The sequence below is a fragment of the Actinopolymorpha cephalotaxi genome (assembly GCF_013408535.1).
Lineage (GTDB): Bacteria > Actinomycetota > Actinomycetes > Propionibacteriales > Actinopolymorphaceae > Actinopolymorpha > Actinopolymorpha cephalotaxi.
In genome coordinates this window covers 1,279,184-1,300,082 of sequence record NZ_JACBZA010000001.1, presented here as the reverse complement: position 1 = coordinate 1,300,082, position 20,899 = coordinate 1,279,184, and the positions used below count along the sequence as shown (strand labels likewise).

The window sequence follows — 20,899 nt, the reverse complement described above, 5'->3', positions numbered from 1 at the left end:
GCTCAGCCCCCGGCGAGGACGGACGCCACGCTCACCCGGGCGCCGTCGCGTTCGGCCGACAGCACACCGGCCCGCAGCACCGCGAGGAGCTCGAGGGTCTCCTCCGGCCGGACCGGCGGCGTGCCGGTGCGGGCCATCTCCACCGCGGCCCGCGCCTGTCCGGCGTAGAACCCGTCGAAGTCGGCGATCCGGACGGCGTGCATGTCCTGCGCGCCGTACATCGTGAGGTGGAAGCGGTATGCCGCGTCGCGCAGCGTCTGCACCACCGCGGTCGGCCCGCCGCCGGCGTAGGACAGCACCGCGACGTCCCGGTCCGGCCAGGTGAACCGCTGCACCCACTCGACCCCGGAGCCGACGGCGGCGAACAGCTGCTCGACCGCGTGGACGCCGTAGTAGTACCACTCACCCGGGCCGACGCTCACCACCGACGACAGCGCGCCCAGCTCGGCGATCCGGTCCTTCTCGGCGGCGAGCTCGACGGCGTACCGCAGCGCCGACGAGCTGGTCACCGGCGTCCCCTTCGCGGCGGCCAGGTCGAACAGCTCCTTGGCCGCACCGAGGTCGACCGCCATCGGCTTGTCCAGGAAGGCCGGAACGCCCGCCTCGACGAACGGCCGGGCCAGGGGCACGTGGTTGGCGCCGCCGCCGGTGTCGTCGACGACGAGCACCAGGTCGGTGTCGGCGATCCGGTCGGTCGGCTCGGCGACCACCTCGGGGATGTCGTACTTCGCGGCCAGGGTCGGCGCGTCCGGCTGGTCCGCACGCAGCTCACCGCCCCAGACCCAGGTCACCCTGGCGCCCGGTGCGACCTCGCGCTCGTTCAGCAGCCGCGCGAACGCGCCCGCATGGGAGGTGTTGACGCCGACCAGACCAACTCGCAGCTCACTCATGCACTGCCCTTCCCGATGCTGATTCCCTTGAAGTAGAAGAAGTCCGGCGCCGCCCGCAGGTGCAGGTCACGCACCTTCGGCGCGACGGCGAACATCGCGGAGTTCCACAACAAGGGAACGTAGAGGAACTGCTGGTCGCGCAGCTTCGCGGCCTCCTTGAACAGCTTCAGCTGTTCGTTCTCGTCCCGGGTCGCCGAGGCCTGCTCGACGAGCTGGGCGAGCCGCCTGGACTCGGGGCTGGACTTGTCCGCCAGCATCGCGTCGAGCTCGGCGTTGCGCTTGGCCGGGCTGAGCTTGGTGTCGCTTTCCACCTGCTGGTACGCAGCCCAGTCGGCGGCGGGCAGGCTGAGCTTCTGCACGTCCTTGGGTCCCCACAGCACGCCGACCATCACCGGCCAGGTGTGCAGGCCCGCGAACGTGCCGAAGTAGAAGCCGATGTAGTCATCGGCCTGCACCGCCCAGCGGCGCTCGACGTAGACGCCCGCCTCCACGATGTCGGCCTTGGCCTTGATGCCGAGGTTCTTCTGCCACGCCTGGACCAGCGCGTCGATGATCGGTGACTGGACACCGGCGAGGATGCGGACCGTCGGCAGGCCCTTGCCGCCGGGGAAGCCCGCGTCGGCGAGCAGCTTCTTCGCCTGCGCCACGTCGTCCTTGATGGCCAGGCTCGCGTCCCAGCCGGGCACGTTGTCGACGACCAGCGAGGTGCCTTGCGCCATGCCCGGGCCGATCTTGGTCAGGTCGGCCCGCCCGGCCGCCAGCGACAGCGCCTTGCGTACGCGCACGTCGTCCAGGGCGGGGTTCTTGCTGCGCAGCTTGGCGAGGTAGACGATGGAGTACTTCTCCACCGCGTGCACCTGCTTGGCGAGCGTGGGGTCCTTCTGGAACCGGATCGCGTCGGCGTCGGCGATGCCCACCATGTCGACCTCGCCGTTCTCGTACGGCACGGTCGCGGTGCCGGTGGCCACCGCCTCCTGCAGGTTGATGTCGATCCGGGACAGGAACACCTTGCCCTTGTCCCAGTAGTGCTCGTTGGGCACCAGGGTCATCGAGGCGTTCGGTGTCCACTTGGACAGCTTGAACGGACCGTTGGAGACCAGGTTGCCGGCGTTCTGCCAGCCCTTGGGGTCCTTCTCCACGCTGTCCATGTGCAGCGGGAGCATCGACGGGTGGGTGAGCCCGAGCAGGAAGCCCGCGTTGGGGTTCTCCAGGGTGACGGTGAGCTCGTGGTCACCGCTCGCCTTCACCCCCACCTTCGACCAGTCGGTCAGGGTGCCGGCGAGGAAGTCCGCGGCGCCCTTGATGCCGGTGGCGGCCTGGTAGGAGTTGGCGCCCATCGTGGTGCCGCCGGCCGAGGCCTGGCTCGGGGTGAACAACCGCTTCAGGGTGCGCTCGAAGTCCGAGGCGACCACCGGGTCGCCGTTGGACCACTTGGCGTTCGTCCGCAGGGTGAAGGTGTAGGTGAGGCCGTCGGCGGACGTCGACCACTTCTCCGCGACGCCCGGGACCACGTCGGTGCCCTCGTCGTTCTGGGAGACCAGGCCCTCGAAGATGCCGCGCAGGGACAGCCACATGCCGTCGGTGATGACCTGCGGGTCGAGGACGGCGAAGTTGTTGAAGGCCAGCCGCAGCACCTGCTTGGGCTTGCCGCCACCGGCGTCACCGGCGTTGCCGGCGTCGGCGGGTCCGGGGTCGGAGTCGGAGCTTTCCGAGAAGACCGAGCAGCCGGTCAGGGCACCCGCACCGGCGGCGAGGGTGAGGAAGCTGGCGCCGCGCAGCAGGTCGCGCCGGGTGGGTCCGGACACCGGCGTGCCGGGGGAGCGAAGACGCTCGAACATGGGTGCCCCCAGGGGGAAGTGATCAGCGGGCTGGGAATTCCGGTCCTGACCGTAGGACCCCCTCTCCGCCGCTGTCAATGGTGGATCTGTGCCCGTAACGCAACTGTCGCGAGCGGGTTGAGGAAGGAGCACCGAAGAGAACGCGGCGCCTTCCGGTCCGGGCGGCACCGCGACGACACTGCGACGGCACCGCGACGACACGCGAGCAGAGCCGGACGGGAGACGGGGTGACCGGCGCGCCGTCCCGGTCCGGACGTTGACGCGGGAACCCCTGCTAGATACGGTCTCGACCGTAATGCCGGTGCGGCCGGCGGCGAGGAAAGGAAGACAACGGTGACCGAGTCGTTCGAGCCGTTCGAAACAGACGACGACCTGGAACGGCGGTTGGCCGAACCCCCACCGCGGTTGGTCACCGACCTCGCCGAGCTGACCGGCGACCTGGTGGTGCTCGGCGCCGGCGGCAAGATGGGCCCCAGCCTGTGCCACCTCGCCCGACGCGGCCTGGACGCCGCCGGGCGCACCGACGTCGACGTGATCGCGGTGTCCCGCTGGAGCGATCGCGAGGTGGAGAAGCGGCTGCGCGACCGCGGTGTCCGTACCGTCTCCTTCGACCTGTCCCCCGACGCCGACCTCGCCGGCCTGCCCGACGCGGGCAACGTCGTCTACATGGTGGGCGCGAAGTTCGGCTCGGCCGCCGACCCCGCGCAGACGTGGGCGGTCAACGCGTTCCTGCCGGTGGCAGTGGCCCGCCGCTACGCGGACGCGCGGATCGCGGCGTTCTCCACCGGCAACGTCTACCCTCTGGTCCCGGTCACCGCCGGCGGGTGCACCGAGTCCGACCAGCCCGACCCGGTGGGCGAGTACGCCATGTCGTGCCTGGGCCGCGAGCGCGCGTTCGCCTACGCCGCCTCCCGGCACGGCACCCCGGTGGCGCTGCTCCGGCTCAACTACGCGGTCGACCTGCGCTACGGCGTCCTCGCCGACATCGCCCGCTCGGTGCGCGCCGGTGAGCCGGTCGACGTCACCACCGGGCACGTCAACGTCGTCTGGCAGGCGTACGCCAACGAGGTCGCCCTCCGGTCGCTGCTGCACGCGTCGAGTCCGGCGCTCACCCTCAACCTCACCGGACCGGAAACCCTGTCCGTACGCCGGGTCGCGGCCAGGTTCGGCGAGCTGTTCGGCGTCGAGCCGCGCTGCTCCGGCACCGAGGCGCCGACCGCGCTGCTGTCGGACGCGTCCCGCTGCCACGCGCTGTTCGGCTACCCCGAGCTCTCCGCCGGGGCGCTGGTCGAGGCGCAGGCGGCGTGGGTCGCCGCCGGCGGCACCCTGTGGGACAAGCCGACGAAGTTCCAGCGACGGGACGGACGGTTCTGATGGCGGCCACTCTCCCGGCCGCCCAGGCGCGGCTGCTCGCCGAGGGCTGCGTGATTCCGGCGCACCCGCTGGCGCTCACCGCCGACCGGACCTTCGACGAACGCCGCCAGCGCGCCCTCACCCGCTACTACGCCGCGGCCGGCGCGGGCGGGGTGGCGGTCGGCGTCCACACGACGCAGTTCACCATCCGGTCCGCCGGACTGCTCGAACCCGTCCTCGACCTGGCCCGGGAGACGCTGGACGAGGCGGTCGCCGACCGGCCGTTCCTGCGCGTCGCCGGCGCCGTCGGCGACGTACGCCAGGCGGTCCGCGAGGCCGAGCTCGCCGCCCGGCTCGGCTACCACGCCGTCCTCCTCGGGCCGTCCGCGCCCGACTCCGACGAGCAGGACCTGCTGCTGCGGGCCAAGGCGGTCGGCGAGGTGCTGCCGGTGTTCGGGTTCTACCTGCAGGAAGCCGTCGGTGGGAGGTACCTCTCCCGGCAGTTCTGGCGCGAGCTCGCCGACCTGCCGTGCGTGGTGGCCGCCAAGCTCGCGCCGTTCGACCGCTACCGCACGATGGAGGCGGTACGCGGGATCGCCGAGGCCGACCGGGGCGACGAGGTCGCCCTCTACACCGGCAACGACGACACCATCGTCACCGACCTGCTGGCGCCGATCTCGGCACAGGTGGGCGGCCGGGTGGTGCAGCGCCGCATCGTCGGCGGCCTGCTCGGCCAGTGGGCGGTGTGGACCCAGCGGGCGGTGCGGATGCTGGAGCGGGTACGCCACGCCTGGGCCGGCGACGACGCCGAGCTGCGGTCGCTGCTGGCGGAGAGCACCCGGCTGACCGAGGCCAACGCCGCGGTGTTCGACTCCACCGGCGGCTTCGCCGGCTGCATCGCGGGCGTGCACGAGGTGCTGCGGCGGCAGGGCCTGCTGGCCGGCACCTGGTGCCTCGACCCGCACGAACGCCTCTCCCCCGGCCAGGCCGAGGAGATCGCCCGGGTGTGCGCGGCCTACCCCGAGCTCACCGACGACGAGTTCGTCGCCGAGCACCTGGACGACTGGCTGCGCTGACTCGGCCGTCCTGGGTTTCGGCCTTCCGGGGGCTTCGCCCGTCGGGGCTCCGGCTTTCCGGGGCTGCGGCTCAGCCCAGCTCGACGTGGTAGACGACCGGCGGGCGGCCCATCTGGCCCTCGTTCAGGGTGCCGATCGGGACCGCCGCGCCGGCGCGTTCCAGCCGCTTGAGCAGCCGGCGCGCGCTGCGTTCCTGGATCTCGAACGCGAGGGCGAGCTCGGTCGCGGTGACCCGGCCCTCCTCGGCACCCTCCAGGAACTGCCGCAGCGACGAAAGCGTCGCCCGGCTCATGCCCAGCCGCTGGGCGAGCCGGCCCAGGTCGGTCGGCCCTGCGGGACCGGCGGCCCGTGCCGGTTCGCCGACGGCGAGGATGATGTCGGCGTCGTGTGGCGCGGCGAGCACCGCGGCGACATCGCCCTGCGCCCGGGCGCGGGCCAGGGCGCGGGAGGCGTGCGCGGCGGCCTCACCGGCCGAACGCCCGATGCCGAGCCCGACGTGCACGTGGTCGTGCCGCTCGGCCAGCCGGCCGAGGAACGGCGCGGTCCGGAACCCGTCGGTGACCCGCTCCAGCGGGCCGCGCGTGGTCACCAGCAGGTAGCGTTCGGCGTCGATCCGGACCACCGCGCCACCGAGTTCACCGAGGTCGCGTTCGAGCGCGGGGTCGGGCTCGGCCAGCTCCACGAACCCCAGCGCCACCTGCGCGTCGGAGTGGTGCGCGTTCCGCGTCTGCAGGACGAGGTCGTCCACCGCGTCGCGGATGTCGCGCGGTGAGGGCGCGAGCCGCACCACGGGCATCTCCTTGCGGAGCACGTCGTACGCCGAGCGCAGGCAGGTCACCGCGACCGTCGCGCCCTCCTCCTCCCGCGCCTTCCGGTGGAACGCCACCACGTCGCGGGACCGCACCTCCGGTGCGTAGACCATCGTGCGGGCTGCGTCCGCGACCAGGCCCGCCTCGGCGAGCGTCTCGCGTACTTCCAGCGGGTCGAGGGTGTCGATGCTGATCCTGGTCAGGTCGCGTCCCTCCCGGCCGAGCCGGAACAACGCCGCCAGCAGGGTGAGTCCGCTGTAGGACACGTGCCCGGCCGGCGCGCCGACCGCGTGCTCGGCGTCGGCGATCGCGTGCGGCACCACGCCGGTGAACAGCCAGGCGTCCACCTCGTCGGCGTGCTCGCGCAGGATCCGGGCGGTCTCCTGTTCCTGCCGGTAGGGCAGCCGCACCGCCCGCAGAGCCGGCGCCGCCTCCGCCACCGCGGCGACCCGGGGCACCAGGTCGGCCGGGCCCACGACACCGAAGACCAGGGTCCGGTCCGGGCGCGGTGCCGCCCTCCGGCTCTGGTCGGGGCGGGCCGTGGACGGCCGCTGGGTTGTCTTCATGGCGCGTACGTTACGGCCTGCGCCGTAACCCCGCCCGCACTCTCGGCCGGTGAGGACGGACGGCTTCACGAAAACGGCGTGCCCATCGGCATCCGGCCCCGGACAGGGCAGACTCGGGGACCATGACCGCCAGTCCAGGATCGCCCGGAAACTCACCGACCGACCCAGCCGGCGCCGCCACCGGCGCGGCGCCCGGCGCAGCGCCGGAGGCGTCGTCCGGCCCGGCGCCCGGCACGACTCCGGCCGTCGCGCAGGTGCGCGACCTGCTGCGGGGTGGGCTCGTGGCCGCCACGCTCACGCCGTTCCACCCCGACGGCACCGTGGCGCGCTCGGCCGTGGCGCCGTACGCCGCGGCGCTCGTCGAGGCCGGTTCTCGTGGCCTGGCGGTCGGCGCGCACACCGGGCGCGGCGTCCACCTCACCGCCCGCGACCTGACCTTCCTGGTCCGCGAGTGCGGTGACGCGACCGGGGCGCCGGTCGTGGCCGGGCTGTCGCTGCCCGCCGACGCCGGCACGCCGGACGAGCTCGTCGCACTCGGAGCGAGGCTGCGCGACGCCGGTGCCCGGGCTCTGCTGGTGTCCCCCGTGCCGTATGCCGACCGGGCCGCGACGGTCGACCTGCACGTCCGGCTCGGCGAGGAGGTCGGGCTTCCGCTGGTGGCGTTCGTGTTGTACGAGCGGGCGAGCCGGCTGCAGTACGACGCGGCCACGGTCGCCGAGCTCCTCACGCTGCCCTGGGTGTGCGGTGTCAAGCTGGCCTTGCTGGACGACGCGATGGCCTGTCAGGACCTGCTCGAGACGGCCACCGCCACGGCACCGGACGCGCTGGTGTTCACCGGCGAGGACCGGATGTACGGGCCGTCGCTGATGTGGGGCGCCCAGGCGGCGCTGCTCGGGATCGCCGCCGCGCTGCCCGCGTGGTCGGCAGCCGTCCTGGACACCTGGACGCGCGGCGACCTCGCGGGGTTCGTCCGCGCCTCCGGGCGGCTGGACGCCCTTGCCCGGTTGACGTTCCGCGAACCGATGGAGGGCTACGTCCAGCGGATGGCCTGGGTGGCGGCCTGGCAGGGCCTGCTGCCCGCCGAGGTCGCGTTCGACCCGTACGCCCCGGCGCTGCCCGCCGGCGAACGCGCTGCCCTGCTCAAGCAACTGGACGCCCTCGCCGGCTGAGCGCGCCGAAGGATCAGACCTCCACGACCACCGGAATGATCATCGGCCGGCGGCGGTGGGTGTCGCTCACCCACTTGCCGATGGTGCGCCGGATCAGCTGCTGCAGCTGGTAGGTGTCGTCCACGCCGTCGCGGCCGGCCCGGTCCAGCGCGTCGGAGATCTTCTCGCGTACCGGATCGAAGACCGAGTCGTCCTCGGCGAAGCCGCGGGCCTTGATCTCCGGCCCACCGGTGACCTTCCCGGTCACCGAGTCGACCACCACGATGACGGTGATGAAGCCTTCTTCGCCGAGGATGCGCCGGTCCTTCAGCGACGTCTCGGTGATGTCGCCTACCGTCGAGCCGTCGACGTAGACGTAACCGCAGTCGACCTTGCCGGCGATCCTGGCGACACCGTCGATCAGGTCGACCACCACGCCGTCCTCGGCGAGGACGACGCGTTCGCGGGCCACACCGGTGGACACCGCGAGGTCGGCGTTGGCACGCATGTGCCGGATCTCGCCGTGCACCGGCATGACGTTGCGCGGCCGGATGATGTTGTAGCAGTAGAGCAGTTCACCGGCGGAGGCGTGGCCGGACACGTGCACGAGCGCGTTGCCCTTGTGCACGACGTTGGCGCCCCACCGGGACAGGCCGTTGATCACGCGGTAGACGGCGTTCTCGTTGCCGGGGATCAGCGACGACGCCAGCACGACCGTGTCGCCGACCTCGATCCGGATCTGCGGGTGGTCACGGGCGGCGATGCGGGACAGCGCCGACAGCGGCTCGCCCTGCGAACCGGTGGAGATCAGCACCACCTCGTTGGGCTCGTACTTGTCCACCTCGCGTACGTCGATCACGGTGTTCGGCGGCACCCGCAGGAACCCCAGGTCGCTGGCGATGCCCATGTTGCGGACCATCGACCGGCCGACGTAGGCGACCTTGCGGCCGTGCTCGACCGCGGCGTCCATCACCTGCTGGACGCGGTGCACGTGCGAGGCGAAGCAGGCGACGATGATCCGGCGGTCGGCCCGGGCGAAGACCCGGTCGATCGTCGGGGTGATGTCGCGCTCGGAGACGGTGAAGCCGGGCATCTCGGCGTTCGTCGAGTCGACCAGGAACAGGTCGACGCCCTCCTCCCCCAGCCGGGCGAACGCCCGCAGGTCGGTGAGCCTGCGGTCCAGCGGAAGCTGGTCCATCTTGAAGTCGCCGGTGTGCAGGACGGTCCCCGCGCCGGTGCGGATGGCCACCGCCAGCGCGTCCGGGATCGAGTGGTTGACCGACACGAACTCCAGGTCGAACGGGCCGAACTGGATGCGCTGACGTTCGCGGACGACGTGGTGCGGAACGTCGCGCAGCCGGTGCTCGCGCAGCTTCCCGTCCAGCAGCGCCAGGGTGAGCTGGGAACCGACCACCGGGATGTCGCGGCGTTCGCGCAGGAGGTACGGCACGGCGCCGATGTGGTCCTCGTGCCCGTGGGTGAGGACCAGCGCCTCGATGTCGTCCAGGCGGTCCCGGATCGGCTCGAAGTCGGGCAGGATCAGGTCGACGCCGGGGTGCTTGTCCTCGGGGAAGAGCACGCCGCAGTCGACGATCAGCAGTCGGCCGTCGTGCTCGAAGACCGTCATGTTGCGGCCGATCTCACCGAGACCGCCGAGCGGGGTGACGCGGAGCGCGCCGGGAGGAAGCTGTGCGGGGGCGCCGAGTTCGGGGTGCGGGTGGCTCATGAGGTGAGTCCAGCCGCCCGCAGGTCGGCTTCCAGCTCCCTGAGCTGGTCCTCCGTGGCCGGGACCAGCGGAGGTCGGACGGTTCGGCCGGGCAGGACGCCCAGCACTTCGAGCGCGGCCTTGGCCATGATCGCTCCTTGGGTTCGGGTCATGATCGCCTGGAACGCGGGGACCAGGCGGCGGTCGATCGCCCGCGCGGACGCGAGGTCACCCGCGTCGACGGCGGCGACCATGTCGGCGTACTCCCTGGACGCGACGTGCGAGACGACGCTCACCACGCCGACGGCGCCGGTCGCCAGCAGGGCGAGGTTCCACTCGTCGGAGCCGCTGTAGTAGGCGAGGTCGGAGCGCGCCAGCACGGCGGTGGTGCCGGCGATGTCGCCCTTCGCGTCCTTCACGGCGACGATCCGGTCGTGCTCGGCGAGCCGGACCAGCGTCTCGGTCGCGATCGCGGTGCCGGTGCGGCCGGGGATGTCGTACAGCATCACCGGCAGGCCGGTGGAGTCGGCGATGGTGCGGAAGTGCGCCAGCAGGCCTTCCTGCGGGGGCTTGTTGTAGTAGGGCGTCACCACGAGCAGGCCGTGCGCGCCGGCCTTCTCCGCCTGGACCGACAGCTCGACGGCGTGCCGGGTGTCGTTGGTGCCGGTGCCGGCGACCACGGTCGCCCGGTCGCCGACCGCCTCCACGACAGCTCGCAGCAGCGCGTCCTTCTCCGCGTCACTGGTGGTCGGCGACTCACCGGTGGTGCCACTGACCACCAGGCCGTCGTTGCCGGAGTCGACCAGGTGGGTGGCCAGGCGCTGCGCGGCGGGCAGGTCGAGGTCGCCACCGGCGGTGAGCGGGGTGACCATCGCGGTGAGGACGCGGCCGAGGGGGGCGCGGGGCGCCTCGGCAGGCGTTGAGCTGGGAGCCATGGGACCTCACGCTACCGGTCCGTGGTTGGGCGGCGGAGCCGGTGGCGGCACGAACGGCCGCGATCTCCGCTACGCTCGGCGTGTGAACTTCGCGTCGGTCCTGTTCAGCACGACGACGCCGCAGTCGCTTCCGGCGACGCGGCGGCCTCGTCCCGACGATCTTTCCTGAGACTTTCCAGAAACGATCAGTCGACAACGGCGACGAACAGCCCACGCGAACGGCCCGGGAGCACCTCCCGGGCCGTTCGAGCTTTCGGGGTGCTCCCTCCCTCACCCGAAGGAGACGAATCCCGATGAACGCACCACACTCCCACTTCGATTCAGTGCGCAACGAACCCGTCGGCCCCGACGAACCCGTCGAACCTCGCGAACCCTGCGAACGTGACAAACCCGGCGAGCGGGCCGGGGACGGGCCGGTCGACCACCGCAGGCTCGGCCGCGAGCTCGACATCTTCACCGGCGACGAACTCGTCGGCGCCGGCTTCCCGCTCTGGCTGCCCGACGGCGCCGCCGTGGTCGCCGAACTCGAGCGCTACGTCCTGGACCTGGAGCGCCGGCAGGGCTACCGGCACGTGCGGACCCCCGCTGTGGGCAAGCGCGCGCTGTACGAACGCTCCGGTCACTGGCAGCACTTCGGGCCGGACATGTTCCCGCCGTTCCGGGTGGGCGGTGAGGACCTCGTCCTGCGGCCTGTGCTGTGCCCGCACCATGCCCTGGTCTACCGCTCCCGGCTGCGCAGCCACCGGGAGCTGCCGCTGCGGATCGGTGAGGTCGGGTCGATGTACCGGATGGAGCGGTCGGGGGTGGTGGGCGGCCTCACCAGGGTGCGCGGCATCACCCTGAACGACGCGCACATCTTCTGCCCGCCCGAGCAGGCCGCGCGGGAGGCGGTCCGCGCGCTGGCGATGATCGACGAGGCGTACGACGTGCTCGGTATCCGCGCCGCGTACCACCGGCTGTCGCTGCCCGGCCCGGCGGAGGAGGGCAAGTCCTACGCCGGTGACGCGTCGATGTGGGAGCGGGCCGAGGCGATCCTGCGGGACGCGCTGGATCAGCACGGCGTGCAGGTGCGCGAGGTGCGGGGCGAGGCGGCGTTCTACGGCCCGAAGATCGACGTTCAGGTGTACGACGCGCACGGGCGGGAGTTCACCCTGTCGACCGTGCAGGTGGATCTGTACCAGCCGGAGCGGTTCGGCCTGGAGTACGTCGCGCCCGACGGCAGCCGGCAGCGGCCGGCGATGGTGCACCGGAGCGTACTGGCGTCGATGGAACGCATGATGGCCTACCTGCTGGAGGCCTACGCCGGCGCGCTGCCGCCGTGGCTTGCTCCGGTCCAGGTGCTCGTGCTCCCGGTGAGCCCGGCACAGGCCGAGGCGGCCCGTGCGGTCGCGCTACGGGCCGAGGAGTCCGGCCTGCGGGTGGACGTGGACGCCCGCGACGAGAGCCTGGGCGCGCGGGTGCGGGCTGCCCGCCCACGCCGGGTGCCTTACCTCGCGGTGGTCGGCGGGCGGGAGGCCGAGGACGGCAGCGTGGCGGTCCGGCTGCGCGACGACCGACGGCTACCGGTGATGCCGGCCGGCGCCTTCGTCGACGCCGTGGCTTCGGTCGTCGCCGACCGCCGCCGCGACCTCGGGTTCGTCGACTGAGCGGAGCTCTCGCTCAGGGGGAGACGCGGCCGTTGCGGACGAAGGCGGCGTGGCTGAGCGGCATCAGCCGCGCCCACTCCTCCTCCATCCGCTCGGCCACCATCTCGATCTCGCGCTGGGGATAGGACGGGACCGCCGACTCCTCCCGGCTGGTGCGCAGCGACAGGATGTTCATCAGCGAGCGGGCGTTGACGGTGACGTAGGCCGAGGAGTAGATCGTGAGCGGCAACACGATCCGGGCCACCTCGCGGGCGACGCCCGCGGCAAGCATGCGCTGGTAGGACGCGTAGGCCCGGGTGCACTGCTCTCGGGTCTCGCGTTCGACCAGCGCGTGCTGCTCCGGCGTACCCGACACGAACCGGTAGTGGCCGGGCTTGCCCTCCTGCACCAGCCTGCGCTCGGGGCCGGGAACGTAGAACACCGGTCCCAGCTCGCGGTAGCGCCCGGACTCCTCGTTGTAGGAGGCGATCCGGTGCCGCATCAGCTCGCGGAAGACGAAGATCGGCGCGTGCACGTAGAAGGTCATCGAGTTGTGCTCGAACGGGCTGCCGTGCCGGGACCGCATGAGGTAGTTGATCAGGCCGGCGGACCGCTCGGCGTCGGCCTCCACGTCGTCCAGGGACTGTTCGCCCTTGGTCGAGACCCGGGCGGCGAAGAGCACGTCGGCGTCCCGGGCGGCGGACCGGACCAGCTCGACCGAGACGTCGTCGCGGAACTCCGCCGCCACGCCGTCGACCTCGGCGGCCATGTCGCCCTCGGCGGCCTTGTCCGTCGGCTCCACCGGCTCGCTCCCCTCGCCCCTCACGGCCTGGTCCTCCGTCCGTGCGTCCACGCCGGTCGCCGCCGTCGCACCACCCATGCCTGCTCCTCCTCGGAAAGTCGCTGCGTGCCGGATGTCGTGAAGTGTCCCGTTCATCCGACCCGCGTCAGCCTAGACCGCCGCGCCGACAGGCCGGGGACCCGCGCCGGGGTGCCGACCGGTGCCCGGCAGACCTCCCGATCTCACCCAAACCCACGCTGACCAGGCCTTTCAGGGCGTCTGAACTTTCACCGAACCGCAACGACTACTTTCCGGTTAACACTTGTCACTCTTCTCACATAGGAGTACCCAGAACGCAAGGCCCCGGAAGTCAATACCCCGGGACCCCTTGGAGGGCGTCCATGGAGACGTCGCAGAGCACCGGGCCCGCACGCTTCGGCGGCCCACCGAAAGGCGCCGTCGACCCGCGCCACGGCCTCTCGTGCTCGTCCCGTCAGATCGTTCCACCAGACCGTCTCATCAGACCGGCCGCCGGGCCCGCACCGGCGTACCCGCAGGCGACCGGAGTCCCCGATCCACCGGAACCGCCCACGGGGGAACCATGCCTGTTCACCAGCCCCTCGATCTGGTCGACCTCGGCCGGACGCTGACCGGCGCCGGCACGCCCTGGGAGATGGCGCGCAACCCGATGACGGCGCTGTCGGAGAGCGAACGCGCCGGCCGGGTCCGCGTCCCGCTGCCGAGGCCCCGCGCGGCCGAGGCCGACCCGCGCGGGCCCCGGGTCACCGTCCCGGCGACGCCGGCCCCTCCGGATCCCCGCTCCGGGGACCGGTCGAGGGGAACCGACGGCGACGGCGGCGACGCGGGCCACTTCGACCTGCGCGACGTGGCCGGCGTCGACTACACCACCCCGGTCAAGGACCAGGGGCCCTGCGGAAGCTGTGTGGCGTTCGCGACGCTGGCGGCCGTCGAGCACGTCGCTCGGTTCACCCGGCAGATGCCCGACCTGCCGCTGGACCTGTCCGAAGCACACGCGTTCCATGGATACGGCCGGTCAGACGGTGCGGGCGCGGGCACCGGGTGGTGGCCTGGCCGGCTGCTGCCGTCGGTCGCCGAGAACGGCGTGGCGTTCGAGGACTGCTTCGAGTACTCCCCGGACGACGCCGACGACGCCGGCCTGGACCCCGGCTGGCTCGACCGGCGGGTGCGGGTCACCGGCTTCACCCGGATCGGCGCCGACCCGGGCGCGATCAAGGAACACCTGCGCACCTACGGCGCGGTCGTCGCGTGCCTCGTGGTGTACCAGGACTTCTTCAGCTACCGGTCGGGTGTCTACCGGCACCTGTCCGGTGCGGCGACCGGCGGTCACTGCGTCGTACTGGTCGGATACGACGACGCCCAACAGTGCTGGATCGCCAAGAACAGCTGGGGAACCGGCTGGGGCGAGCGGGGTTTCTTCCGGATCGGCTACGGCGAGTGCGACATCGAGTCCTACCCCGGTCCGGGTGGTGTCGAGGTCTACGGCATCACCGGCGTCACCCTGCGCGCCCTGCTGCCGGAGATGACGGTTCTCGCCCTGTGGGCGGGCGAGGACGACACCCACGTGTGGGTGTACGGCGCCGTTCGCGGCTGGCTCAGCCTCGACGGCGACCCCCTGACGTCGGAGCACCCGATGCTGACGGAACACCCGATGCTGACGGAGCTCGCGGCGTCTCAGGCCCTCGCACGGCCGGTCCGGTTGTTCGAGGACGACGGACGCATCATCTCCCTCCATCCTTCGTGAGGATCCACACCATGGCGACCACGTTCACCGAAGGAAGCTCCGCACGGGCTCCCGTTCCACGGACTACGGCAACCTCGGCGGGCGGTGCCGCCGCCCGCCCCGAACCGTCGTTCGCTCCCCCGCTGGTGCCGCCGTCGCGGCGCCGGCCGGGCGACCTCACCGAAGCCGGCCTCACCGCCGCGACCTGGGTCGCCCAGGCCGGCGGACGGCTCGGTCACTGGCACGCGAACGTCCACGTCGAGGCGTACCGGCCGGCGGAGGGGCCGGGCACGCCGTGGCTGTTCCTGCGCGGACCTGGCTGGCGGCGGCTCCCCCGCGCACACGAGCACGCCGGCACCGCGCTGGCGTTCCTGGGTGCGCAGGCATTCCGCACCGGCCGGCCGGTCAGCGTCTGCGAGGACGGGGAGGGAGTGATCCGGCAGATCTACCTGTGGTGACCTGGCTGTGAGCACCTGCCGCGCCGGCCGGTCCCGGTGGTCGGGCCGTACGGCGGGGCGGGTGCACAGGGCTTGTCGCCGGCCGTCGCCGACCGCGGGACGGAATCGGCAGCGTCACGAACCCGTGGGCTCGGCGCGTACCTCGACCTCGAAGCGTTCCAGCGAACTCGTCTCCCACGAACGGCTGAGGACGAGCTCGGCCGCGCCCAGACCGGGCGCGACGACGGCGAGCCGGACCAGCCGCTGCCCGCCCGCGCCCGGAACCGGCGCCCTGCCGGTGCCCGCGCCGGGAAGCGTCAGCTCCGACGACACCACCTCCAGCGGCCCGGACACGCGTTCGACGCTCCACTGGTAGCCCGTGGTGGCGTTCTCCGGCAACTGCACGAGGATCTCGTCGCCCACGGCCGCGGCGGTCGACGTTCCGGTCTTCGTGACCACGATCTCGGCGATGGCGCCCACCCCCTGACTGCGAGGTCGGATGAGTCAGCTCGGCAGGTGCTGGCCCACGCCACGGATCGGCCGGTGCCGTCGAACTGGACACGTCAATGGTTCCTTTGGCCGCTCACCATAGTGCTTGGCCAGGCGTGCGCGGCGGTTATCGACAGGTCCGTTCGGCCAGATCCCGATCAGGTCCGGATCAGCTCCCGATCAGCTCCGGATCAGGTCCGAATCAGGTCCGAATCAGACCGAAATCAGACCCGGATCAGGCCCGGTGGTCGGCTCCCGGCCGGGCGAGGTCGGCCACACCCTCCAGCAGCCGGTCGACATCGGACCGGTCGGTGTAGTGCGCGAGGCTCGCCCGGACGGCGCCGCCACTGTCGCGCAGCCCGAGCACTCCGGCGAGCTCCCAGGCGTAGTTGGAGCCGTTGGAGACGTTGACCCGCCGGTCGGCCAGGTGTTCGGCGACCTCGCGCGGAGTGTGGCCCGCGACGGTGAAGTAGGCGGTGGGAGTACGCCGGGCCGCCTTGCCGTAGGTGGTCACGTGCGCCATCGCGTCGAGGGAGCCGAGGAGGTAGCCGAACAGCTCCGTCTCGTACGCCTCGACCGCGGCCATCGAGGCGAGCACCCGCGCCCGGCGCGAACCCGCGGCCCCGGCGTCCAGGCCGGCCAGGTGGTCGACGGCGGCGACGGCGCCGGCCAGGTCGGCGAACGGCAGCGTTCCTCGCTCGAAGCGTCCGGGCGCCTCCTCCGGCGCGGGCAGCAGCCGGTCCGGGCGTACGCCGTCCAGCGCCACCGGGTCGGCGACCACCGCGGCCAGGTGCGGCCCGGACCACTTGTAGGCGCTGGTGGCGTAGAAGTCGGCGCCGAGCGCGCGGACGTCGGCGCCGACGTGCGGTGTGGAGTGCACGCCGTCGACGTGGACCAGTGCGCCGACCGCGTGCGCGCGGGCGGCGATCGCGGCGACGTCGGGCCGGGTGCCGACGAGGTTGCTCGCACCGGTGACCGCCACCAGGCGGGTGCGGGCACCGAGCAGGTCGTCGTACTGCTCGACCGGCAGCTCACCCGTCGCGGCGTCCACCTCCGCCCAGCGCACGGTGGCCCCGGCGCGTTCGGCGGCCTGGACCCACGGCCGGACGTTGGCGTCGTGGTCCAGCCGGGACACCACCACCTCCTCGCCCGGCCCCCACTGCCGGGCGAGCGCGTCGGCCAGCCGGTAGGTCAGCGCGGTCATGCTGGGGCCGAGGACGACGCCCTCGGGTTCACCGCCCACGAGGTCGGCCACCGCACGCCGGCACTCGGCGACGATGCCGTCCGAACGCCGGCTGGTGGCCGACGCCCCGCCGACGTTGCTGATTCCCTGGCGGTAGGCGTCCGCGATCGCCTCGATCACCGGCTGCGGGACCTGGGTGCCGCCCGCCCCGTCGAGGTAGGCGTGCCCGTCCGCGAGTGCGGGATAGGCGGCGCGGATGCCGTCGATGTCGTAGGCGGGTTCAGCGTTGTGATCGCCGTGAGCGGTGGGAGCGTCGTAAGCCACCTACCCACCGTAGCGGCGTGTTGACGGATCGACCCCGGATGCTCCCGGATTTCCGCACCGCTCGCCGGGTCAGGCGTCGTAGTCGACCACCAGTCGGTCGCTGGTCGGATGGGCCTGGCAGGTGAGGACGTAACCGCGGGCGACCTCCTCCGGCTCGAGCGCGTAGCAGTGGTCCATCCGTACGCCGCCCTCGAGCACGCGGGCACGGCAGGTGCCGCACACGCCGCCCCGGCACGCGAACGGCGCGTCCCGCCGTACCCCGAGAACACCTTCCAGCACAGGCGGTCCGGGCGTCGGCAGCCGGAACGACGACCGCCGGCCGTCCATCACCACCTCGACCTCGCAGCCGGCCGCCGGCCCGGACTCCGCGGCCACCGGCTCGGCCGCCACGGGCGCGCCGACGTGGAACAGCTCGGTGTGCACCCGCGTGCGAGGCACGCCGCGTTCGCGCAACAACGCGCGGATCTCCTCCACCATGGCCAGCGGGCCGCAGAGGTACCACTGCTCCACCGACTCCACCGGCAGCAACGTGTCCAGGAAACCGCCCAGCTTCACCGCGTCCAGCCGCCCGCCCAGCAGGGCGATCTCGGGCAGCTCGCGGGACAGCACGTGCACCAGATGGAACCGGTCGGGATAGCGGTCCTTGAGGTCGGCGAGCTCCTCCACGAACATCACCGAGGCGCTGGTCCGGTTGCCGTAGAGCAGCGTCACCCGGCTGGCCGGCTCGGCCGCCAGTACGCCTTCCACCATGGACAGGATCGGCGTGATGCCGCTGCCGGCGGCCACGAACGCCAGGTGCCGGGCCGCCGACGGATCGGGCACGACGGTGAACCGGCCGGTCGGGGTCATCACGCCCACCTCGTCGCCTGCTGCCAGGCCGGTCAGCGCGTACGACGAGAAGCCACCGCCGGCGACCCGCTTCACCCCGATCCGCAGCCGGGTCGGGGCCTTGTGGCTCCACGGAGAGCAGATCGAGTAGCTGCGGCGCAGGTCGTCCCCGGCGCGTGGCGTCGCGACGTTCAGGTGCTGGCCCGGCACGAACCGGTAGTCCTCGGCGAGTTCGGGCGGCACCTCGAACGTCACCGCCACCGCGTCGTCGGTCAGCGGGTCCACCCGCGCGACCCGCAACTGGTGGACGACCGCGTGCCGCCGGACGCCACCGCGCCGGGTCCGCGGCTCGGCCGGATCCGTGGCCGGATCCATCGCCGGATCCGTGGGCGGGGCGCTCACAACGCCTTCACGTGTTCGAACGGTTCCCGGCAGGACGCGCACGTACGCAACGCCGTGCACGCGGTCGGCCCGAACCGGCTGAGCTCGCGGGTGTCCGCCGAACCGCACCGCGGGCACCGGACCGTGAGCGTCAGGTCGACCGGTGCGGAACCCGCCACGCCGCCGGACCTCGTCGAGCCGCCGGAACGGGTCGGGGACGGGGGCGCGATGCCGGCCGCGGCGAGCTTGGCCCGGCCGGCCTCGGTGATCCAGTCGGTCGTCCAGGCCGGCGCCAGCACCCGGCGTACCCGGACGTCGGTGGCACCGGCCGCATGCAAGGCGGCCTTGACATCGGACTCGATCGCTTCCAGTGCGGGGCATCCGGCGTACGTCGGGGTGAGGTCCACCTCAACCACACGGTCCACCCCAACCACACCGTCCACACCGTCCACACCGTCGACCCGCACCGCGCGCAGGATGCCGAGTTCGGCGATGGTCAACACCGGCAGCTCGGGGTCGGTGACGGCGGCGGCAGCAGCGCGGGCCGCCTCGGGGGTGAGCGCCGGCCTCACCATGTCGCCCCGGGATGCGAACGCACCAGGTGCTGCATTTCCGCCAGCAGGTACCCCATCGCCTCGGTGTGCACGCCGGCGCGGCCGCCGGTGGCAGGTGCGGCCGCGGGCTCCGGCACGGTGAGCGTCGCGCGGGTCAGCACGTCGCGCACGTATGTCTCCCACTCGTCCCGCAGTGCCGGCCGGTCGACCGCGACGCCCTCCGCCACCAGCGCGCGTTCGAGGTCGTCGGTCCCGAACAGCTCGTCCACGTGCGGCCACACGCTGTCAACCCCGGCTTGCATCCGGCGGTGGCTCTCCGCCGTCCCGTCGCCGAGCCGTAGTACCCACTGGGTGGCGTGGTCGCGGTGGTAGGCGACCTCCTTGACCGCCTTGGCCGCAATCGCCGCCAGCGTGGGGTCGGCGGACCCGGAAAGCCTTTCGTACAACGGAAGTTGGTACGCCGAGAACACCAGCAACCGCGCCATCGCCTCACCGAAGTCGGCGTCGGCGCGCTCCACCAGCGTGACGTTGCAGAAGCCGCGCTCGTCCCGGGAGTAGGCCAGCGCGTCCTCGTCGCGGCCGAGACCCTCCCGCTCCCCCGCGTACGTCAGCAGCATCCGCGCCTGGCCCAGCAGGTCCAGCCCGAGGTTGGCCAGCGCGACGTCCTCCTCCAGTTGCGGCGCGTTGGTGATCCAGCCGCCGAGGCGCTGGGCGAGGATCAGCGCGTCGTCGCCAAGCCGAGTGGCGTACACGGCGACCGGCGGGTCCACCACCGCGCCGGCGAGGCCGGGCGTTGCGGGCGCTCTCTCCTGTGCCGTCACAGGTGCGGCGCCCCTTCCGGAACGTCGTAGAACGTCGGGTGGCGGTACGCCTTGTCCGCGGCCGGGTCGAAGAACGCGTCCTTCTCGTCCGGGCTGCTCGCGCTGATCGCAGCCGCCGGCACGACCCAGATCGACACGCCTTCCTGCCGGCGGGTGTAGAGGTCGCGGGCGTTGCGCAGTGCCATCACCGCGTCGGGCGCGTGCAGGCTGCCGGCGTGTACGTGGGACAGCCCGCGCCGGGCCCGGACGAACACCTCCCACAGCGGCCAGTCGGCACGGGCTCCGCGCCGGTCGGTGCCGCGGTCGGTGCCGCGGCCGGGTTCGTGGTCGGTCATGCCGCCGGCCCGCCGATCGAGTCGTCCGTACGCCCGGCGCCGGCTCCGTCAGCGGCCCTGTGCTTGTCGGCGTGCTTTTCCGCGTACGCGCTCGCCGCCTCGCGCACCCACGCACCCTCCTCGTGCGCCCGGCGGCGATGTGCCATCCGCTGGGCGTTGCAGGGACCGGCGCCCTTGATGACCCGGAGGAGTTCGGCGTAGTCGGGCTGGGTGAAGTCGTGGTGGCCGCGCTCGGCGTTCCACCGCAAATCGGGGTCGGGGATCCGCACGCCGAGGACCTCCGCCTGCGGCACCGTCATGTCGACGAACCGCTGCCGCAGTTCGTCGTTGGAGAACCGCTTGATCCCCCAGGCCGCCGACTGCGCGCCGTGGGTGGACTCCGCGTCCGGCGGACCGAACATCGCCAGGCTGGGATACCACCACCGGTCCACGGCGTCCTGCGCCATCGCCCGCTGCCGGTCGGTCCCCCGCGTCAACGCCAGCAGCAGGTCGAACCCCTGCCGCTGGTGGAACGACTCCTCCTTGCAGATCCGCACCATCGCCCGCGCGTACGGCCCGTAGGAGCAGCGACACAACGGCACCTGGTTGGTGATCGCCGCGCCGTCCACGAGCCAGCCGATGGCGCCGACGTCGGCCCAGGTGAGGGTGGGGTAGTTGAAGATCGAGGAGTACTTCTGCCGGCCGGAGTGCAGCTGGTCGAGCAGGTCGGCCCGGTCGACGCCGAGCGTCTCGGCGGCGGCGTAGAGGTAGAGCCCGTGGCCGGCCTCGTCCTGCACCTTGGCCATCAGGATCGCCTTGCGGCGCAGGCTCGGCGCCCGGGAGATCCAGTTGGCCTCCGGCTGCATGCCGATGATCTCCGAGTGCGCGTGCTGGGCGATCTGCCGGACGAGGGTACGGCGGTAGCCGTCGGGCATCGCGTCGCGCGGCTCGACGCGTTCGTCGGCGGCGAGCAGTGCCTCGAACGCGGCCGCGCCGTCGGAGCGCTCCGCCGCGTCGGCACCCGTGTCTGTGCTGATCTCCGGATTGGTCCGGACCCTGGCGGCCATGCGCCCCAGCGTA

Annotated in this window: 19 protein-coding genes; 6 read left to right on the top strand and 13 right to left on the bottom strand. The window is 72.5% G+C overall.

What is annotated here, in order from left to right:
- Window positions 1-2 precede the first annotated feature (2 nt).
- Both FHR37_RS05915 and FHR37_RS05910 read right to left on the bottom strand, forming a co-directional pair.
- Entirely contained in the window at window positions 3-890 is an 888-nt protein-coding gene (locus tag FHR37_RS05915) for a Gfo/Idh/MocA family protein (protein ID WP_092883109.1), read from the bottom strand.
- Entirely contained in the window at window positions 887-2,728 is a 1,842-nt protein-coding gene (locus tag FHR37_RS05910; RefSeq protein ID WP_092883110.1) for a peptide ABC transporter substrate-binding protein, read from the bottom strand. The genes FHR37_RS05915 and FHR37_RS05910 overlap by 4 nt, the downstream gene beginning before the upstream one ends.
- A 333-nt stretch (window positions 2,729-3,061) precedes the next feature.
- Here FHR37_RS05910 and FHR37_RS05905 point away from each other — a divergent pair, with 333 nt between their 5' ends.
- Both FHR37_RS05905 and FHR37_RS05900 read left to right on the top strand, forming a co-directional pair.
- The gene (locus FHR37_RS05905; protein ID WP_092883111.1) at window positions 3,062-4,102 is read left to right on the top strand and encodes an NAD-dependent epimerase/dehydratase family protein; all 1,041 of its coding nucleotides are present in this window, start codon (window positions 3,062-3,064) and stop codon (window positions 4,100-4,102) included.
- A complete protein-coding gene (locus tag FHR37_RS05900) occupies window positions 4,102-5,157 on the top strand; it encodes a dihydrodipicolinate synthase family protein (protein WP_092883112.1) in 1,056 nt (351 codons plus the stop codon). The genes FHR37_RS05905 and FHR37_RS05900 overlap by 1 nt, the downstream gene beginning before the upstream one ends.
- Window positions 5,158-5,227: 70 nt before the next feature.
- Here FHR37_RS05900 and FHR37_RS05895 read toward each other — a convergent pair whose 3' ends face one another.
- Complete coding sequence (locus FHR37_RS05895) at window positions 5,228-6,532, bottom strand: hypothetical protein (protein ID WP_202818035.1); 1,305 nt, start codon at window positions 6,530-6,532, stop codon at window positions 5,228-5,230.
- Window positions 6,533-6,654: 122 nt separating this feature from the next.
- Between FHR37_RS05895 and FHR37_RS05890 the strand changes: the two genes are divergently transcribed.
- Window positions 6,655-7,701, top strand: coding sequence for a dihydrodipicolinate synthase family protein (locus FHR37_RS05890; protein WP_092883113.1), 1,047 nt, complete (start codon window positions 6,655-6,657; stop codon window positions 7,699-7,701).
- 13 nt (window positions 7,702-7,714) lie between these two features.
- Here FHR37_RS05890 and FHR37_RS05885 read toward each other — a convergent pair whose 3' ends face one another.
- Both FHR37_RS05885 and dapA read right to left on the bottom strand, forming a co-directional pair.
- Window positions 7,715-9,406: a ribonuclease J gene (locus FHR37_RS05885; protein ID WP_092883114.1), complete on the bottom strand. Its 1,692-nt coding sequence runs from the start codon at window positions 9,404-9,406 to the stop codon at window positions 7,715-7,717.
- Window positions 9,403-10,320, bottom strand: a complete 918-nt coding sequence (gene dapA, locus FHR37_RS05880; RefSeq protein ID WP_092883115.1) for a 4-hydroxy-tetrahydrodipicolinate synthase — start codon at window positions 10,318-10,320, stop codon at window positions 9,403-9,405. Before dapA ends, FHR37_RS05885 begins: the two co-directional genes overlap by 4 nt.
- Window positions 10,321-10,613: 293 nt before the next feature.
- Between dapA and thrS the strand changes: the two genes are divergently transcribed.
- Entirely contained in the window at window positions 10,614-11,966 is a 1,353-nt protein-coding gene (gene thrS / locus FHR37_RS05875) for a threonine--tRNA ligase (protein WP_092883116.1), read from the top strand.
- A gap of 13 nt (window positions 11,967-11,979) precedes the next feature.
- On the opposite strand, the gene thyX is transcribed toward thrS, so the two are convergent.
- Window positions 11,980-12,825, bottom strand: a complete 846-nt coding sequence (thyX, locus tag FHR37_RS05870) for an FAD-dependent thymidylate synthase (protein ID WP_237768731.1) — start codon at window positions 12,823-12,825, stop codon at window positions 11,980-11,982.
- Between the two features lie 502 nt (window positions 12,826-13,327).
- On the opposite strand from thyX, the gene FHR37_RS05865 reads away from it, so the two are divergent.
- Together FHR37_RS05865 and FHR37_RS05860 are read left to right on the top strand one after the other, a co-directional pair.
- A complete protein-coding gene (locus FHR37_RS05865) occupies window positions 13,328-14,509 on the top strand; it encodes a C1 family peptidase (protein WP_092883117.1) in 1,182 nt (393 codons plus the stop codon).
- Window positions 14,510-14,520: 11 nt separating this feature from the next.
- On the top strand, window positions 14,521-14,946 hold the full coding sequence (locus FHR37_RS05860; protein ID WP_139238915.1) for a hypothetical protein: 426 nt from the start codon (window positions 14,521-14,523) through the stop codon (window positions 14,944-14,946).
- A gap of 114 nt (window positions 14,947-15,060) precedes the next feature.
- On the opposite strand, the gene FHR37_RS05855 is transcribed toward FHR37_RS05860, so the two are convergent.
- From FHR37_RS05855 to paaA, 7 genes are all read right to left on the bottom strand, one after another.
- On the bottom strand, window positions 15,061-15,405 hold the full coding sequence (locus tag FHR37_RS05855; RefSeq protein WP_175542472.1) for a protease inhibitor I42 family protein: 345 nt from the start codon (window positions 15,403-15,405) through the stop codon (window positions 15,061-15,063).
- Between the two features lie 244 nt (window positions 15,406-15,649).
- Entirely contained in the window at window positions 15,650-16,921 is a 1,272-nt protein-coding gene (locus FHR37_RS05850) for a cysteine desulfurase-like protein (protein WP_202818036.1), read from the bottom strand.
- A gap of 69 nt (window positions 16,922-16,990) precedes the next feature.
- A complete protein-coding gene (paaE, locus tag FHR37_RS05845; RefSeq protein WP_092883119.1) occupies window positions 16,991-18,124 on the bottom strand; it encodes a 1,2-phenylacetyl-CoA epoxidase subunit PaaE in 1,134 nt (377 codons plus the stop codon).
- 23 nt (window positions 18,125-18,147) lie between these two features.
- A complete protein-coding gene (gene paaD, locus FHR37_RS05840) occupies window positions 18,148-18,705 on the bottom strand; it encodes a 1,2-phenylacetyl-CoA epoxidase subunit PaaD (protein ID WP_092883120.1) in 558 nt (185 codons plus the stop codon).
- Window positions 18,699-19,505 carry a 1,2-phenylacetyl-CoA epoxidase subunit PaaC gene (paaC, locus tag FHR37_RS05835; protein ID WP_092883121.1) on the bottom strand — a complete coding sequence of 269 codons (807 nt, stop codon included), beginning with the start codon at window positions 19,503-19,505 and terminating at the stop codon, window positions 18,699-18,701. Before paaC ends, paaD begins: the two co-directional genes overlap by 7 nt.
- Window positions 19,502-19,840 (bottom strand): 1,2-phenylacetyl-CoA epoxidase subunit PaaB, encoded by a 339-nt coding sequence (gene paaB / locus FHR37_RS05830; RefSeq protein ID WP_092883122.1) that lies wholly within the window; start codon window positions 19,838-19,840, stop codon window positions 19,502-19,504. Before paaB ends, paaC begins: the two co-directional genes overlap by 4 nt.
- Window positions 19,837-20,886 (bottom strand): 1,2-phenylacetyl-CoA epoxidase subunit PaaA, encoded by a 1,050-nt coding sequence (gene paaA / locus FHR37_RS05825; RefSeq protein ID WP_092883123.1) that lies wholly within the window; start codon window positions 20,884-20,886, stop codon window positions 19,837-19,839. Before paaA ends, paaB begins: the two co-directional genes overlap by 4 nt.
- Between the last annotated feature and the right edge of the window lie 13 nt (window positions 20,887-20,899).